Annotated in this window: 14 protein-coding genes; 12 read left to right on the forward strand and 2 right to left on the reverse strand. The window is 62.7% G+C overall.

Annotated features, from left to right (window positions below):
- Positions 1–414 precede the first annotated feature (414 nt).
- Positions 415–1,464, forward strand: coding sequence for an adenosine deaminase (locus JFN91_RS04310; RefSeq protein WP_199387972.1), 1,050 nt, complete (start codon positions 415–417; stop codon positions 1,462–1,464).
- A gap of 250 nt (positions 1,465–1,714) precedes the next feature.
- Here JFN91_RS04310 and JFN91_RS04315 read toward each other — a convergent pair whose 3' ends face one another.
- Positions 1,715–2,080 (reverse strand): DUF3135 domain-containing protein, encoded by a 366-nt coding sequence (locus tag JFN91_RS04315; RefSeq protein WP_199387973.1) that lies wholly within the window; start codon positions 2,078–2,080, stop codon positions 1,715–1,717.
- Positions 2,081–2,451: 371 nt separating this feature from the next.
- Here JFN91_RS04315 and JFN91_RS04320 point away from each other — a divergent pair, with 371 nt between their 5' ends.
- From JFN91_RS04320 to JFN91_RS04345, 6 genes are all read left to right on the forward strand, one after another.
- Positions 2,452–2,895: a phage holin family protein gene (locus JFN91_RS04320; RefSeq protein WP_199387974.1), complete on the forward strand. Its 444-nt coding sequence runs from the start codon at positions 2,452–2,454 to the stop codon at positions 2,893–2,895.
- On the forward strand, positions 2,817–3,407 hold the full coding sequence (locus tag JFN91_RS04325; RefSeq protein WP_199387975.1) for a DUF3618 domain-containing protein: 591 nt from the start codon (positions 2,817–2,819) through the stop codon (positions 3,405–3,407). Before JFN91_RS04320 ends, JFN91_RS04325 begins: the two co-directional genes overlap by 79 nt.
- A 23-nt stretch (positions 3,408–3,430) precedes the next feature.
- Complete coding sequence (locus JFN91_RS04330; protein WP_183346845.1) at positions 3,431–3,706, forward strand: YtxH domain-containing protein; 276 nt, start codon at positions 3,431–3,433, stop codon at positions 3,704–3,706.
- 259 nt (positions 3,707–3,965) lie between these two features.
- Positions 3,966–4,988 (forward strand): DUF3187 family protein, encoded by a 1,023-nt coding sequence (locus JFN91_RS04335; protein ID WP_199388362.1) that lies wholly within the window; start codon positions 3,966–3,968, stop codon positions 4,986–4,988.
- Between the two features lie 40 nt (positions 4,989–5,028).
- Positions 5,029–6,219, forward strand: a complete 1,191-nt coding sequence (locus JFN91_RS04340) for an FIST signal transduction protein (protein ID WP_199387976.1) — start codon at positions 5,029–5,031, stop codon at positions 6,217–6,219.
- 14 nt (positions 6,220–6,233) lie between these two features.
- A complete protein-coding gene (locus JFN91_RS04345; RefSeq protein ID WP_199387977.1) occupies positions 6,234–8,801 on the forward strand; it encodes a hybrid sensor histidine kinase/response regulator in 2,568 nt (855 codons plus the stop codon).
- Between the two features lie 46 nt (positions 8,802–8,847).
- Here the strand turns inward: JFN91_RS04345 and JFN91_RS04350 are convergent, their stop codons facing one another.
- Positions 8,848–9,264: a MerR family transcriptional regulator gene (locus JFN91_RS04350; protein ID WP_199387978.1), complete on the reverse strand. Its 417-nt coding sequence runs from the start codon at positions 9,262–9,264 to the stop codon at positions 8,848–8,850.
- Between the two features lie 503 nt (positions 9,265–9,767).
- Here JFN91_RS04350 and JFN91_RS04355 point away from each other — a divergent pair.
- The 5 genes from JFN91_RS04355 (at position 9,768) to JFN91_RS04375 (ending at position 15,536) form a co-directional block, all read left to right on the forward strand.
- Complete coding sequence (locus tag JFN91_RS04355) at positions 9,768–11,327, forward strand: acetyl-CoA hydrolase/transferase C-terminal domain-containing protein (protein ID WP_199387979.1); 1,560 nt, start codon at positions 9,768–9,770, stop codon at positions 11,325–11,327.
- Positions 11,328–11,350: 23 nt separating this feature from the next.
- A complete protein-coding gene (locus JFN91_RS04360) occupies positions 11,351–12,190 on the forward strand; it encodes an IclR family transcriptional regulator (RefSeq protein WP_199387980.1) in 840 nt (279 codons plus the stop codon).
- A 116-nt stretch (positions 12,191–12,306) separates the two neighbouring features.
- The gene (locus tag JFN91_RS04365) at positions 12,307–12,612 is read left to right on the forward strand and encodes a DUF485 domain-containing protein (RefSeq protein WP_183346839.1); all 306 of its coding nucleotides are present in this window, start codon (positions 12,307–12,309) and stop codon (positions 12,610–12,612) included.
- 32 nt (positions 12,613–12,644) lie between these two features.
- On the forward strand, positions 12,645–14,657 hold the full coding sequence (locus tag JFN91_RS04370; RefSeq protein WP_199387981.1) for a solute symporter family protein: 2,013 nt from the start codon (positions 12,645–12,647) through the stop codon (positions 14,655–14,657).
- Positions 14,658–14,957: 300 nt separating this feature from the next.
- Positions 14,958–15,536, forward strand: a complete 579-nt coding sequence (locus JFN91_RS04375) for a DUF6125 family protein (protein ID WP_199387982.1) — start codon at positions 14,958–14,960, stop codon at positions 15,534–15,536.
- Positions 15,537–15,549 lie beyond the last annotated feature (13 nt).

Genomic DNA, 15,549 nt, shown 5'->3' on the forward strand with positions numbered 1-15,549 from the left:
TTTTTCTCCATGCAGGAGCCGGATTCCGCGTTCCCTTTGGCCCCACTTGAGAACCACCGAACCCTCAAAATCTCGAACCCGTACGGTTACTTGTCGGCGCAATCCGGCCAGACTTAAGAAAGAGCATGCGCTGTGACAAGAGAGCTGGCGCATGCTTTTCCCCGCCGCCACGGATGATCCGTCTTCGGCGCAATTTATTATAGTTTAAAATCCATGTCAAAGGGCAATGGACTGAGGCGAGACGGTGGGTGCTCAGGCGCGCCGCAACGGGATCGTGTTGTCGTTGCTGACACAGCCCGTTGATCTTTTATAATTGAATCAGCCGTGAAAGGTGTTTGTCGTGAGGGTACAGTTGTGGCAGTATCCCTGGTCCGCGCCTGCCGGCGCATAACCGAACCACTACCGGAGCAGAGTATGAACCTGGAATCCATCCCGCGCCAGGAGCTGGCCGGCATCCTGTGCCGCATGCCCAAGGCGGAACTGCATATCCACATCGAAGGGTCCCTGGAGCCGGAGCTTATCTTCGCCCTGGCCCGCAAAAACGGCATCGAGCTCGCCTATCCGTCCATCGAGGCGCTGCGCGCGGCCTACGCCTTCACCGACTTGCAGAGTTTTCTCGACATCTACTATGCCGGCGCCGGTGTGCTGCAGACCGAGGACGACTTCTTCGACATGGCCTGGAGTTACCTGAACCGGGCCAAGGCCGACAACGTGATCCACGCCGAGATCTTCTTCGATCCCCAGACCCATACCGCCAGGGGCGTTCCCTTCGCGACGGTGATCAACGGCCTGGACCGTGCCGTCCGGCGCGGACGCGAGGAGCTGGGGCTCTCCGCCTCCCTCATCCTTTGTTTCCTGCGTCACCTAAGCGAGGCGGATGCCTTCGCCACCCTGGAAGAGGCGTTGCCGTTTCGGGACAAGTTCATCGGCGTCGGTCTGGACAGCGGTGAGCGCGGCAACCCGCCGGAGAAGTTCGCCGCACTCTTTGCGCGCTGCCGGGAACTGGGGCTTAGGCTGGTGGCCCACGCCGGGGAGGAGGGGCCGGCTTCGTACATAAGCGATGCCCTGGACCTTTTGCAGGCGGAACGGATCGATCACGGCGTGCGCTGCCTCGAGGACCCGCAGCTGGTGGCCCGTCTCGCGGCGCAGCGGATCGCGCTGACGGTGTGCCCGCTGTCCAACGTGAAACTGGCGGTGTTCCCGGAACTTGGGCATCACAACCTCGCCAGGCTCCTGGCCGCGGGCGTCGTCGCCACCATCAACTCCGATGATCCCGCCTACTTCGGCGGCTACCTGAACCGGAACTTCACGGCCACCTTCGACGCGCTGCCGGAACTGGGGGCGCGGGAGGCGTACCTGTTGGCGCGCAACAGTTTCGAGGCGAGCTTCGTAGCGGAGGAGACCAGGAAGGAGTGGATTGCCGGGCTCGATGCCTTCTTCGCCGACTGCTGCGGCGGAAGGTAGACGGCAAGGGGGCAGGGGGGATTTGATTTTGATCCCGTTCCCAAGGTCCGCCTTGGGAACGCAAATCCTCTCGAAGCTCCAGCTTCCCGGATACAAAGCTGGAGCTTTGCGCCATATGGGGTTCCCAAGCTGGAGCTTGGGAACCAGGAAAATAGTGCCAACAAAAAAAAGGAGCCGTGGGAGCCGACATTGTCGGGCTCTTACGGCTCCTTTTCGTTAAAAGGCGGTCCGCCACGCTACGTGTGCACCGTTACACCCTGCGTAGCTTGATGGTCTCCTCTTCCTTCCCCATGATCTGCTGCTTCTTGCCGATGGCGCGCAAAAGGGAGTTGCAGTTGTCCACCAGTCGCTCCAGTTGCCCCCCCTTGCCGTAAACCTGGGTGTAAAAGATGTTCTCCATGATGTGCATCCTGCCGAGGTTGCTGCTTGCCTTGCGCATCTGCATGGTCATCGACCACTGCATCTGCTGGAGTTTCAGGCTCTTTTCCGGGGTTCTCGCCACGCACGCCTTCTGCAACGCCTCGGCCGACAGTTCGTCGAAAAGGGCGGGATCCTCCTTATACAGCTCCCTCAGTTCATCAGGAGTATAGGCTGTTAACTCTTTTTTGGTACTCATGACACGCTCCTTCTCCTTACATTGCAATTAAAGTTGTGACAGCAGTGCTGATTGAGTTTTTCTAATTGTGTGCCAAACGAAAAAAATATTCCAGTAAATTGTGTATACGGTCGGAGGGGTGCGACAGTACCACAGTCAGCGCCGTTTTTCCATGGCTTATCGCCCCCGCCAGTGGAGGAGCAGCTGCCCCCTGCATCCGGAGGGGAGGGGGCGCAACTGCGCCCGGCTGTGCAGCATGCATTGCCCCGGTTCCCGCACTGGCGCAGCTCCCGCCAATGGTCTTGCAATAAAAATGCAAATTCCTTAACATTAATCTGTACCAATACTGGTTGGAAAAACTGCAGATCTTCCAGCGGCGAAAGGAGGCTGCCATGGCGGATAAAGGTGAAAAGACTATTGGAGAACTGGTATCCGAACTGACCGGGGAGGTGCGAGCACTTTTCCGACAGGAACTGGACCTTTTCACGGCGGAGATGAAAGAGAAGCTGATCGCCCTGGCCAAGGACGGCGCCGCCATCGGGGTGGGCGGGGTACTGCTCTATACCGGGTTCCTCGTGCTGCTGGCGGCCATCGTTCTGGGGCTGGCGACCGTCATGCCGGCGTGGGGCGCAGCACTGGTGGTGGCCCTCGGCCTGATTGCCATCGGAGCGGTCCTGGTCCTCAAAGGCGGTAAGGACGTGAAGGAGATGGACGCGAAGCCCGAACAGACGGTGGGGGCTTTGAAGGAGGCAGTACAATGGGCGAAAACGTTAAAGTTGACCAGCAGTCGCCGGAGAGGATTCGCGAACAAATCCGGCACACGGAAAGCGATATAACCCAAACGGTGCAGAGCCTCGAGCAGAGACTTTCCCCGCAGTACCTGAAGCGGCGGGGGATGCGGAAGGCGAAACTGTTCGCCTGGCAGACCATCGCCAAAGCCCTCGCACTGGCCGAGCGGACCTCGGTGCAGGCCTCGCTGGTCGGAGGGAGCGCGCTGCTGATGCTGTTGGGGAACAGGCGGGTGCGCGACAGGATGAAACGCGCAAGGATCAGAAAGCATGTGGTAGAGGTACCGCATCCTGCTCCGGCAGTGGCACGGGCGGCCGGTGCCAGTGCGATGTGGCTGCTGATGCGTAAGTTTGGCGGCGGGAAAGGGCGCGAGAAGGTGCCGGTATCGGGTTTGACCCTGGCAGCGACCGCAGCCAAGGCGTTCCTGGGAGGCAAGCGGGCCTCGGAAAAAAGCGGCACCCCTAGGGAAGGTAAAAAAGTCGCGTGGCGCGGGCTGGCGACAACGATCGGAGCTGCTCTGGGGAACTACTGGTACACCCACAAGGGCCGCAGAGTGTAGCGAACGCAGCAAAGGAGGACGTCATGAGAAGACACGCGAGCACCACGGCTGAGGTAGTGAGCTTTTCGGCAGGGGCACTGGTAGGCGCCGGGCTTGCCCTGCTCTACGCCCCCAAGACAGGGCATGAGATGAGAGAGAAAGTATCCGACGTGACCGGTGATGCCATCGCCAAGATGAAAGGGCTGACGGCGGAGGCCCAGGACAAGCTGAACCGGAACCTGCGCAGAGGGCGCGAGTACGCGGAAGAAAAAGTGTCGGAGTTATCTTCAAATATTGAGGAAAGGGAACAGTATCACTAACCCCGGGCGTTGAGCCCGGTAACGTCGGGAGGGGCTGTCCGGCAGCGGACAGCCTTTTTTCGTGCCGCCTTTTCCTGGCCGGTTCGTGACTCTTAGGAGTGCGCAGGACGACTGACGGAAAGGCTCTTCCTGTGACATTGAAGCTGCCTAGCTTCAGCTTTGTTTGCCATTATCTCCAACCTCATGTACCATCTGTTGAACCGCGTACATCTACCAGTCTACCGGACCCACTATGACACCCCTGGCCTTTTCAATGACGATGCGATTCCCGATTAAGAGAGTCTCAGCTGCGGTGGTGCTGCTGCTTGCAGTTTGGGGGCGTCCCTGTCAGGCGGAGTCGCTGGCGGTTACCCCTTTTTATACCTTTAACCAAAGTCCCCTGGTCCAGATCTACGGGCTCCCGGCTGCGGAAAGCGCGGTCGTGCAGCAGCCGGGGAAGGCATGGACGCTTGTGGCCCTGGATGTGGCCAACAGCTACCTGAAGCGGGAATCGGCCCGGGAGTCGCTCCTTGTGGACGGCGAGGGCGAACGGATCACCCTTGCGCTGCGCTACGGTGTCGCGCAAAGGGGGGAGTTGGGGATGGACCTCCCGCTGGTCGCCTACAACGGCGGCATCTTCGACGGCTTCATCGAGGACTGGCACGAGTTCTTCGGGCTGCCGCAAGGGCAAAGACCGGGCGCCCCCAAGGGGCAGCTCCGCTTCGAGTACGCGAAGGACGGACGGCAGCGCCTGGACATGGACCGCGACGGCATCGGCCTCGGGGATGTGCGCCTAAACGGGGGATGGCAGCTCTACCACGACGGCGGCGCCAATCCGGTCGCCCTGGCGCTGCGGACAAGCCTGAAACTCCCCACGGGGAGCAGTTCCCGCTTGACCGGCAGCGGCAGCACCGATCTTGCCTTGTGGCTCACCGGCAGCAGCGATTACGCCCTGCCGGGCCGATGGGGGCATGCCACGGTGTTCGCGGCGGCAGGCGGACTGGCCATGACGGACGGGCAGGTGCTGAAGCAACAGCACAAAAACCTGGCCGGCTTCGGCACCCTGGGCCTGGGCTGGTCCCCGGCCGACAGCTTCGCCTTGAAGGCGCAACTCTCCGGGCACAGCGCTTTTTTCAGGGACAGCGCTTTCTCGGAGTTGAGCTCCGGGGCCATGCAGGTCATCTTCGGCGGAACCGTCGCGTTCTCGCCGCGCACCACCCTGGATATCGCCCTCTCCGAGGACGTCACCGTCGGCGCCTCGCCGGACGTGGCGCTGCACCTTGGAGTGGGGCACCAGTTCTAACAGAGTTTTTGGGTTTTAACCCCAGCGGTCGGAGGATGAGATGGGGACGTCGGTAGGAATAGGGTTCAGCATGCGCAAGAACCCGGTGGAGGCGGGGCACGAGGCGGCCCGCAGCGCACTGGAACAGGCGGGGGTGACCAAGCCCGACTTCGTCATGGTCTTCGCCACGGTCGGGTACCACCAGCAGCGCCTGATCGACGCGGTACGCGAGGCGACCGCCGGCGCACCGCTGTGCGGCTGCTCCGGCGAAGGGATCATCGCGCAGCAGGATGTCGCCGAGTCCAATTTCGCCGTCGGGATCATGGTGATCGCCTCGGACGAGCTGCGTTTTGCCACCGCCTCCATATCGGGGATCGGGGAGGGGGGCGATATCGCCGGGCGGCGGCTGGCGGAGAGAATCGCACCGCTGGTGGCGTCGGACAGCCGCGCCTTCTTCCTGCTGGCGGACGGGCTCGGCTTCGATTTCGATCCCTTCGTGGCGGCCTTCGAGGGGGTACTGGCCCCGTCCGCCCGGCTCCCCATCTTCGGCGGGCTGGCGGCAGACAACTGGGCCTCGCGCAAGACCTACCAGTACCACGACGACCAGGTGCTCAGTGACGGGGCCTGCTGCGTGGTCATGTCCGGCAAGGGGCAGGTCGCCTGGGGGATCAACCACGGTTGCGTCCCGGTGGGCACCAAGCGGACCATCACCCGCAGCAAGGGGAACATCATCTACGAGATCGACGGGGTGTCGGCCCTTGAGGTGCTCAAGGAGTACCTGGACGAGGAGTGGGCCATCAAGTGGAACAAGGCGACCCTCAACCTCTGCCTGGGGTTCAAGACGCCGGAACACCTGCGCCAGGGGTACGAGGAGTACTTCATCCGCTACATAACCGACAAGGACGACCGCGAGGGCTCAGTCACCATCCAGTCCGACGTCGCCGAGGGTACCGAGCTCTGGATCGTGCGGCGCGACAAGGAACTGATGATGAACGGCCTGCGCTCGATACCGCGCCAGATCAAGGAGCAGCTCTGCGGCGACCGGCCGAAATTCGTGCTGCAGTTCGAATGCATGGGGCGGGGCAGGGTGGTGTTCAAGGAGCAGGAGCGCATGGACCTGGTGCAATCCCTGCAGCGCGACCTGGGGGAGAACGTGCCCTGGCTCGGCTTTTACACCTACGGCGAGATCGGGCCGATCCGCAAGTACAACTGTTTCCACAACTTCACCTCAGTAGTTACCGTGGTGTACTGAAGCTGAAAGCGGGTATGAACGAGACCGGAAAAGACATGGTGCCGGCAGCCGAGCTGGAGAAGCTGCGCCGCGAGAACGAGATCCTCTCCGAACAGGTGAAGAGGCTGGTCAAGGCCGAGAGCAGGCTCTACGACTACCAGGAGCAGCTGGACGCCCAGGTCAAGGAGTACAGCGGGCTCTACGACCTGAGCCGCAAGCTCTCCACCTGCGGCGAACTCTCGGCCATCTTCGCACTGGCCACCGGCTACGTCATCAACAGCCTCAACTACGAACGGGTGCTCATCTTCCAGAGGTCCGACGACGGCGCCGCCTACGCGGTCTGTGCCTGGGACGGCTATTACGAATCCGACGAGGAAGGCGCCGTCTCCTCCCTGTCCATTGCCAGGAAGGCCCCCTTCCTGGCACCGCTTTTCAGCGGCGAGGACCGCATCTGCACCGAGGGTTCCCGCCAGCACGCGCTCTCCGAGTACCGCGCCAAGTTGCTGATGAACGAGTACATCCTGTGCCCCCTGGGCAATCCCTCCGATCCCGCCGCCCTGATCGCGGTGGGCAACTCCGAGGAGAATGCCGAGTTCAACCGCAGGGTCAGCGACAGCGAGGAGGCCCTGTTCGGCATCGGCAACCTGGCGGGGCTGCTCTCCTCCGCCATCGAGAACCTGATCCACTACGCCGGCATGAAGAAGGCCCTGGAGCAGGAGCGTCTCGCCGAGGCCAAGTACCGCGGCATCTTCGAAAACGCCATGGAGGGGATCTTCCAGACCACCCCGGAGGGGAGGTTTCTCAGCTGCAACTTCGCCACCGCCGCCATCCTCGGTTACCAGACCCCGGAGGAGGTGCTGGAAAACGTGGTGGACATCGGGCCGCAGCTCTACGTCGACCCCAAGCGGCGCGACGAGCTGTACGCCATGATGAACCAGCGGCAGAACGTGAAGAACTTCGAGGTGGAGTTCTACCGCAGCGACGGCACCAGGATCTGGGTCAACCTGAGCACGCGTCCCACCTTCGACGACCGCGGCGTCCTGGCCCACATCGACGGCATCATGCAGGACATCACCGAGCGCAAGCGGGACGAGGATTCCCTGCGCAAGCTCTCCCAGGTGGTCGAACAAAGCCCGGTATCCATCGTCATCACTGACACCTCCGGGCGCATCGAGTTCGTCAACCCGAAGTTCGTCCAGCTGACGGGGTACACGCTGGAGGAGGTCACCGGCCGCAACCCGCGCTTTTTGAAGTCGGGCAAGTCGGACCCGGAAGAGTCCCGGAAACTGTGGCAGACCATTGCCGGCGGCAAGGTGTGGGAGGGGGAATTCCTCACCAAGAAGAAGAACGGGGAGCTTTTCTCCGAGCACGCCACCGTTTCGCCCATCAGGGACAGAAACGGCGTCATCACCCACTACCTGGCGGTCAAGGAGGACATTACCGAGCGCAAGCTCTTGGAAGCCCAGCTGTTCCAGTCGCAGAAGATGGAGTCCATCGGGCGCCTGGCGGGCGGGGTGGCGCACGACTTCAACAACATGCTGAGCGTGATCCTCGGCTGCGCGCAGCTGGCGCTGCGCGAGGCAGAGGAGGGGAGTCCGCTGTGGCAGGACCTGGACCAGATCATCCATGCCGCCAAGCGCTCCAGCGACATCACGCGCCAGCTGCTGGCCTTCTCACGCAACGAGGTGATCGCGCCGCGGGAGGTGAACCTGAACGAGCACTTCGCCGAGATGCAGAAAACGCTGGGACGGCTGATCGGGGAGGACATCAAGATGACCTTCCACCCCGCCCCGGACCTCTGGCCGGTCAATGCCGATGTTACGCAGTTGGACCAGATCCTGGTCAACCTGGCGGTGAACGCACGGGACGCGATGGAGAACGGCGGGTTGCTTACCGTGGCGACTGCCAACGTCACGGTGGACAAGAGCTACAGCCAGTACCACCTCGATGCCTCGCCCGGCGACTACGTCCAGCTTTCCGTGAGCGATACCGGTTGCGGCATGGACCGCGACACCCTGGACCGCATCTTCGAGCCTTTCTTCACTACCAAGGACGTGGGGAAGGGGACGGGGCTCGGGCTGGCAACCGTCTACGGCATCGTGCGGCAGCATAACGGCTTCATCAACGTGTACAGCGAGCCGGGGCAGGGGACCATCTTCCAGATCAACTTCCCCAGGTGCGCCGGCGCCGCTGCGGTCGGGGAGGGCGCGGCGGTTGAAGCCGCCCTGGTCGGATCGGGAACCATCCTGCTGGTTGAAGACGATCCCCTGGTGCGCAAGATGACGCTGCGCGCGCTGCGGGACCTGGGGTACACGGTGATCCACGCCTCGGGCGCCGACGAGGCCATCGCCATCTGCAGGGACGGGGGGACGCGCATCGACGCCATCCTGACCGATGTGGTGATGCCGGGGATGAACGGCAAGGAGATGGTCGATGCCATCGAGGCGTTCCGTCCCGGTCTCAAGGTGCTGTTCATGTCCGGATACACGCGAGACCTGGTGGCCCAGCGCGGCGTGGTGGACGAGGGGAGGCATTTCATCCAGAAGCCTTTCGACCTGCAGTCGCTGGGCCGGAAACTGAAGGAAACGCTGCAGGAGGGATAGGCCCCTCACCCTGACCCTCTCCCGTGGGGAAAGGGATCAGGGCTTGTCACTGCTCCCTTTCGTTGGCGAGCGCGAACTGTTTCATCATCTTCTGCCGATACCCCACGATGTCCTGCCTCAGTGACGCCAGTTGCGCCATCTTTTCATCCACCTTGGCCACATGCTGGTCCAGAATCTCGATGAGACGCGGGATCATCTTCTCGGTCTGCTTGGCATCTCCGTAGGCGGCGTAGAGATCCTGCATTTCCTTGATGGTCAGCCCCAACTCTTTGAGCTTGATGATGAACTTTATCCTTCTGACATAGTAGGGGGTGTACCCCCTGGTGGCGCCGTCCTGCCGCTCCACCGATTCCACAATCCCCACCTCTTCCCAGTAACGCAGTGTCCTCGTCGTCAGCCCCAATTCCTTCGCCAAGTCACTGATAGAGACGATGGTCTCGCCTTCCTTCTGCACGTTCGTCATTTGCTTCACCTTTACGTAAAATTGGCACATTTTCAGCCATGAGGCCGTTTTTGTCAACCATTACTAATGGCCGGCAAAGCGCGCGGAACCGGGTGCGGAGAAGCCATGAACGCAATAAAGTATAATTCCGTTTTATTTATGGTTGACATTAACGTAAAGCGTTGGTATTTTTTTAGCGCCACCACGGGATGTAATGCTTTAAGCGCTGTAATTCGGGGTGTTAGCGCTGATTCTGCTGTGGTGGCCTGCCAAACAAGGGTGTGTATTTGCCCTTGGCGTCAAATGGTCGTCTAGCGGATTAGGTGAAAATGGTGCCGTGGTTGGCCCAGTGACGGGACCGCTGGGGTGGCCAATAACGGGGGCGTTGTTTGAATGGCTTGGGATAACAAACCTGCGTTCTGTTAAATCTGGTTCGCCATAAGTTGAAGAATATACATCATGTTTTGTGGATGAAATGTCAAGGTAGTGGTCCTGGATACCTTAATGAAATAACGGGGGTTGAAATGAGCGAGCTGCGTAAAAGGATCAGAAAGACGAGCCTGCATTCGAGAATCATGAGCCCCGAGGACACCATCCCCTTTTTCCGCAACGGCATGGACCTGGGCTGGTCCGGCTTCACCCCGGTGGGGTACCCGAAGGTGGTGCCGGCGGCGCTGGCCGATTACGTGGAGAAAAACAACCTCCAGGGGAAGATGCGTTTCAACCTTTTCATCGGCGCTTCCATCGGGGCCGAGATCGAGGACCGCTGGGCCTCGCTTTTGATGACCGACAAGCGCTGGCCCTACCAGACCGGCAAGGTGGTGCAAAAGCAGGTGAACAACGGCACGGTACGCATGGGTGACAAACACCTCTCCGTCTACGCGCAGGACCTGGCCTACGGGTTCTACACCAAGGAGAGGGGGGGCGGCTTCGACCTGGGGCTCATCGAGGCGAGCGGCATCACCGAGGAAGGGCACATCATCCTCGGGGGCTCCATCGGCTGCGCCACGGAAGTCATCCAGCACTCTGACAAGCTGATCATCGAGATCAACACGGCGATACCCTCCTTCGAGGGGATCCACGACATCGTGATGACCGAGCGTCCTCCCTACAAAAAGCCCTACCTGATCAGCAGGGTCGACGACCGCATCGGCTCCCCCTACGTCCCCTGCGACCCGGACAAGATCCTCGCCATCGTTGAGTCGCGCCTGCCGGACAAGGGGCGCGCCCTCTCCGACCCCGACGAGACCTCGGAGCAGATCGCCGCACACATCCTCGACTTCTTCCAGTTCGAGGTGAAGGCGGGGCGGCTGCCGAAGAACCTCTTGCCGCTGCAGTCGGGCGTGGGCAACATCGCCAACGCGGTGGTGGGGGGCATGGTCAAGGGGCCCTTCTGCAACGTCAAGGTGTGGACCGAGGTGATCCAGGACACCATGCTGGACTTCTTCGACTCCGGGAAACTCGATTTCGCCTCCTCCACCTCGCTCTCCCTCTCCGAGCAAGGCTTCAAACGGCTCTACGACAACTGGGATTTCTACGTCCAGAAGGTCGTGCTGCGCCCCATGCAGATCAGCAACAACCCGGAGCCGATCCGCCGCCTCGGGGTGATCGCCATGAACACGCCGGTCGAGTTCGACATCTACGGGCACGCCAACTCCACCCTGGTGGGGGGGACCCGCATGATCAACGGCATCGGCGGCTCCGGCGACTTCCTCAGAAACGCCTACCTCTCCATCATGCACACCCCGTCCACGCGCCCCTCCAAGACCGATCCCACCGGGATCACCTGCGTGGTCCCCATGGCGCCGCACGTCGACCACACCGAGCACGACCTGGACGTCCTGGTCACCGAGCAGGGGCTTGCCGACCTGCGCGGGCTGTCGCCCCAGGAGCGTGCGAAGACCATCATCAGCAAATGCGTCCACCCCGACTACAAGCCGCTGATGCAGGAGTACTTCGAACGGGCCAGGCGCGAGTGCTGCGAGCTCAACGTCGGCCACGAGCCGCACATGCTCTTCAAGGTGTTCAAGATGCAGCAGCACCTCGCGGAAAAAGGGACCATGAAGATCGACAACTGGAACTAGCTGGGCCGGGAGAGGGTGGACCGATGGAACGTGACAACGGTGAGCTTTCGCGTGACGAGTTGCAGAAGGCGGTCGAACTGCTCGAGATAGTTGCGGCCCGGGGCAAGGGGTGTTCCCTGTCGGCGCTGGCGCGCGAGGCGGGCGTCACCCCTTACCGGGCGCGGCTTTTGTTGGCGCTTTTGGAGGACAAGGGGCTGGTGCAGTGTGCGGTCCAGAGCGGCAAGTACGACGAGAGCCGCGCCCGGTCGCTCGCCCGGACGCTTTTGCAGAACGTCCGCAACAGCAGTGTCCTCGGGCCGGTGCTCCGGTCGGTGTTGTCCGAGCACGACGACGAGCTCAAGGTGACCATCCTGAAGGACGCGCGGCCGGTGCTGGAAGCCCTGGCGCGCCGCCACAACGAGGCGATCTACATGGCGGTCCCCAACGGGGACGAGGTGCTGCTGCTGGACATGGTGGATCCCCTGCGCCAGGAGCGGGGGGAGCCGTTGGTGGGGAGGCGCTTTCCCTTTTTCGCCAACGCCGCCGGGAAGGTGATGCGCGCCATCGATTCGTGGGACCTCTTGGAGCAGATCGGCCGGAGGTGGCGCGGCGGACGGGGCGAGCAGCCGAACCTGGCCCAGCTGCGCATCGAGCTGGAGCAGATCCGGGAGCACGGGGTCGCGGTGGAGTGCAGCGGCATGGGGGACGGCGTGGTGACCGTGGCGGTGGCGGTCCGGGACTACGCCGGCAAGGTCGTGGGCGCCCTGATGCTGATCGGGCCCTCCTTCCGGCTGCTGGGGGACCGGCTGGAGCAGGAGATCATCCCCTCGCTGCGCCTGAGCGCCGAACTCCTCTCCGCCAGGTTCGGCTACGCCCGCCCCTGAAGCACGCAAGCCTCTCCTGGAGCTACTTGGCCCCCCTGGCGCAGGCGGGGGGATGGACACGGAAGCGGCGGCGCCGCTTCCAGACGCTGGTAACCCTAACAGAAGGAGTGACGGCCATGTCGGAAAAACAGCAATGGGAAGCAATCGCCAACCACAGCAAGTTCATCGAGCTAAAGCGCAGGAAACGGAACTTCCTCTTCAGCTGGTGGATCATCTCGACCATCTACTACCTCCTGCTCCCGGTCATCTCCGGCTACTTCCCCGAGGCCTTCAGGGTCAAGGTCATCGGCCCCATCAACTTCGGATACCTCTTCATCCTGTCCCAGTTTGTCATGGCCATCGGCGTGGCGATCTACTACGCCCACGTCGCCAACAAGACCTTCGATCGACTCACCAAGCAGCTTTTGGAAGCCTTGCAATAGACGCGTCCATCAATCAAAGAGGGGGACCAGGTATGAAAAAGAGGATCGCCGCTTTAACCGTAGCACTGTCGCTATCGATGTTCGGCGCGGCCGCCGTCTGCGCCCAGGCGCCCGCCACCGCCCAGGCACCTCCGGCCGCTGCATCAGCCACTGCCGCAGCTCCCCAGGCCGCCGCACCCGCCGCAGCCGCAGCCACCCAATCGGCGGCTCCCGCCGCAGGCGTCGCCGTCAAGGCCGCCACCGCACCGGTGAAGGGGGGCGCCGCACCGGCCAAGATCACCCCCAACCGCGGCATCACCATCGGCATGTTCGCGCTCATCATCGCGGTCACCATGGGGGTCGTGGTGTGGGCGGCCAAGAAGACGCAGACCGCCTCGGACTTCTACACCGCCGGCGGCGGCATCACCGGCTTCCAGAACGGCTGGGCCATCGCCGGGGACTACATGTCGGCGGCCTCCTTCCTGGGGATGTCGGGCCTCATCTCGCTCTACGGCATCGACGGCTTCATGTACGCGGTGGGACCGATGTTCTCGTTCATCGCCATCCTGCTGGTGATCGCCGAGCCCTGCCGCAACGCCGGCAAGTACACGCTGGGCGACATCCTCTCCTTCAGGAGCTCACCCAAGGTGGTGCGCGGCGTCGCGGCGCTCTCGACGGTGACGGTCTCCATCTTCTACCTGATCGCCCAGATGGTGGGCGCCGGCAAGCTGATGCAGATGCTCCTGAACATCCCGTACCGCGTTTCCGTGGTCGGCGTCGGAGCGCTCATGGTCGCCTACGTCGTCTTCGGCGGCATGAAGGCCACCACCTGGGTCCAGATCATCAAGGCGTCGCTGCTGATGGGCGCCACCACCGTCCTCTGTCTGCTGGTCGCCATCAAGGCGGGCTTCAACCCGGTCGGCTTCTTTACCGACGTGGTGAGTAACAGCGCCATCCAGGAGCACGTGCGCATGAACGTGTTGAAGGACGTCATCGCCAAGCCCGGCGTCGACTACGGGCAGAGGTTCCTGGAGCCCGGTCTGTTCCTGAAGAACCCCCTGGACCAGATCTCGCTCGGCCTCGCCTGGGCCCTGGGCGCTGCGGGCCTCCCCCACATCCTGATGCGTTTCTTCACCGTCCCGAGCGCCAAGGATGCCAGGAAGTCCATCATCGTGGCCCTCTTCCTCAACTCCAGCTTCTTCTTCATGATCAGCGTGATCGGCTTCGGCGCCGCGCTCTACCTCACCCCGCAGGCGATCTCCGCCGTGGACAAGGGGGGCAACATGGCGACCCTGCTCCTGGCCCAGCACATGGGGGGCGGCGCGGGTAGCCTCGGCGGCGACATCTTCCTCGCCTTCATCTGCGCGGTCGCCTTTGCGACCATCCTCGCCGTGGTCTCCGGCCTGGTGCTGGCGGCCTCCGCCGCCATCGCCCACGACGTCTACGTCAACATCATCAAGGACGGCAAGGCCGACCAGCAGCTGCAGGTCAAGGTGGCCCGCATCACCTCGCTCTTCGTGGGCACCTCGGCCATCGTGATGGGGCTCATGGCGGAGAAGGAGAACGTGGTGGCCCTGGTGGCACTGGCGTTCGCGGTCGCCGCTTCCGGCAACTTCCCGGTGATCATGTTCTCCCTGTTCTGGCGCAAGTTCAACACGGCGGGGATCGTTTCCGGCCTGGTGGTGGGGACCATCTCCGCGCTGGCCCTGGTCATGGTCTCGCCGGTGATGACCTATCCCAAGAAGATCGCTGCCGACGCCAAGAAGGTGGTGGAGACCCTGGAGAAGAAGCAGGCCGGCGGCGCGGTGCTGGCCGAGAAGGAAGTGCAGGCCCTGGAGAAGTCGCGGACGGAGTACGTGAAGAACAAGGACGGCAAGTCCATGGTCGGGCTGGACGCCCCGATCTTCCCGCTCAAGAACCCCGGCATCGTCTCGGTGCCGCTGGGTTTCCTGGCCGCCTTCTTCGGCTGTCTGCTCTTCAGGGAGCGCCGTGCCGAGGAGATGTTCGACGAGATCGACGTGCGCCAGAATACCGGCATCGGTATCGCCAAGGCGGCGGACCACTAGCTCTTGGCACCAAACCGGCCCCTGGCATCGCCCAAGGCAGCCGGCCACCAGCTCCTTTTACCCAGGCCCCCCTCCCGACCTCCCCCCTCCGGGGGGAGGGGCCACGCTGGCGGTGTCCAGCCAAGCAAGTTTCCGATACCTCTCCGGGAGCGGGTGCGCAAGCGTCCTCTCCCCCGGAGGGGGAGGGACAGGGAGGGGGAAGTTCCCCATCGCTCTCACCTTGTACAGCCGTAGCCGGCGTCCCCTCAGGGGGACAGGGAGGTGGGAGCTTCAGTGCACAACCGAAAAGGAGGTGAACCCGTGACACACGCTAACAACCTGCAGGAAATAGCGGCCGTGGAGCCGCCGGCGGGAGACGAGGGGATCCAACTCCTCTACTCGCTCAGCAAGGAGGAACTGGTCCGAATCATCGTCGACGACGCCAAGAACTGGCTGGCCCACGACGGGGTCTGGTTCCAGTCGCTGGAAAAGAAGTACGGCATGGACGTGGCGGTGGACATCGATACCGATGCGTGGCGGCTTTTCACCGTCATCGAGGCCAAGCGCATCATGGAGCGGCTCTCCATGAAGCCCGGCGGCGGCATCCCCGCCCTGGTGGAGTGCCTCAAGCACCGCTTCTACGCCCGCTTGAACCTCCAGGAAAGCGTCGAGGTGAGCGATACCCGGGCCGTGTTCCGCATGCTCGACTGCCGGGTGCAGTCCGCCAGGAAGCGCAAGGGACTCGCGGACCACCCCTGCAAGTCGGTGGGGATCGTCGAATACTCCGAGTTCGCCCGGACCATCGATCCGCGCATCACCACCCGCTGCATCGCCTGCCCTCCCGACCCGCACCCCGAAGAGTTCTGGTGCGCCTGGGAGTTCACCTTGAAAAACGATTAGCCGTAAAGACCAC

It is taken from the genome of Geomonas anaerohicana, from assembly GCF_016458305.1.
Lineage (GTDB): Bacteria > Desulfobacterota > Desulfuromonadia > Geobacterales > Geobacteraceae > Geomonas > Geomonas anaerohicana.

Coding starts and splice junctions, on each gene's coding strand:
- JFN91_RS04320 (WP_199387974.1), top strand. CDS start 2,452: ATGGCGGATAAAGGTGAAAAGACTATTGGAGAACTGGTATCCGAACTG.
- JFN91_RS04360 (WP_199387980.1), top strand. CDS start 11,351: ATGGAACGTGACAACGGTGAGCTTTCGCGTGACGAGTTGCAGAAGGCG.
- JFN91_RS04330 (WP_183346845.1), top strand. CDS start 3,431: ATGAGAAGACACGCGAGCACCACGGCTGAGGTAGTGAGCTTTTCGGCA.
- JFN91_RS04335 (WP_199388362.1), top strand. CDS start 3,966: ATGCGATTCCCGATTAAGAGAGTCTCAGCTGCGGTGGTGCTGCTGCTT.
- JFN91_RS04310 (WP_199387972.1), top strand. CDS start 415: ATGAACCTGGAATCCATCCCGCGCCAGGAGCTGGCCGGCATCCTGTGC.
- JFN91_RS04340 (WP_199387976.1), top strand. CDS start 5,029: ATGGGGACGTCGGTAGGAATAGGGTTCAGCATGCGCAAGAACCCGGTG.
- JFN91_RS04370 (WP_199387981.1), top strand. CDS start 12,645: ATGAAAAAGAGGATCGCCGCTTTAACCGTAGCACTGTCGCTATCGATG.
- JFN91_RS04350 (WP_199387978.1), bottom strand. CDS start 9,264: ATGACGAACGTGCAGAAGGAAGGCGAGACCATCGTCTCTATCAGTGAC.
- JFN91_RS04345 (WP_199387977.1), top strand. CDS start 6,234: ATGAACGAGACCGGAAAAGACATGGTGCCGGCAGCCGAGCTGGAGAAG.
- JFN91_RS04315 (WP_199387973.1), bottom strand. CDS start 2,080: ATGAGTACCAAAAAAGAGTTAACAGCCTATACTCCTGATGAACTGAGG.
- JFN91_RS04355 (WP_199387979.1), top strand. CDS start 9,768: ATGAGCGAGCTGCGTAAAAGGATCAGAAAGACGAGCCTGCATTCGAGA.
- JFN91_RS04325 (WP_199387975.1), top strand. CDS start 2,817: ATGGGCGAAAACGTTAAAGTTGACCAGCAGTCGCCGGAGAGGATTCGC.
- JFN91_RS04365 (WP_183346839.1), top strand. CDS start 12,307: ATGTCGGAAAAACAGCAATGGGAAGCAATCGCCAACCACAGCAAGTTC.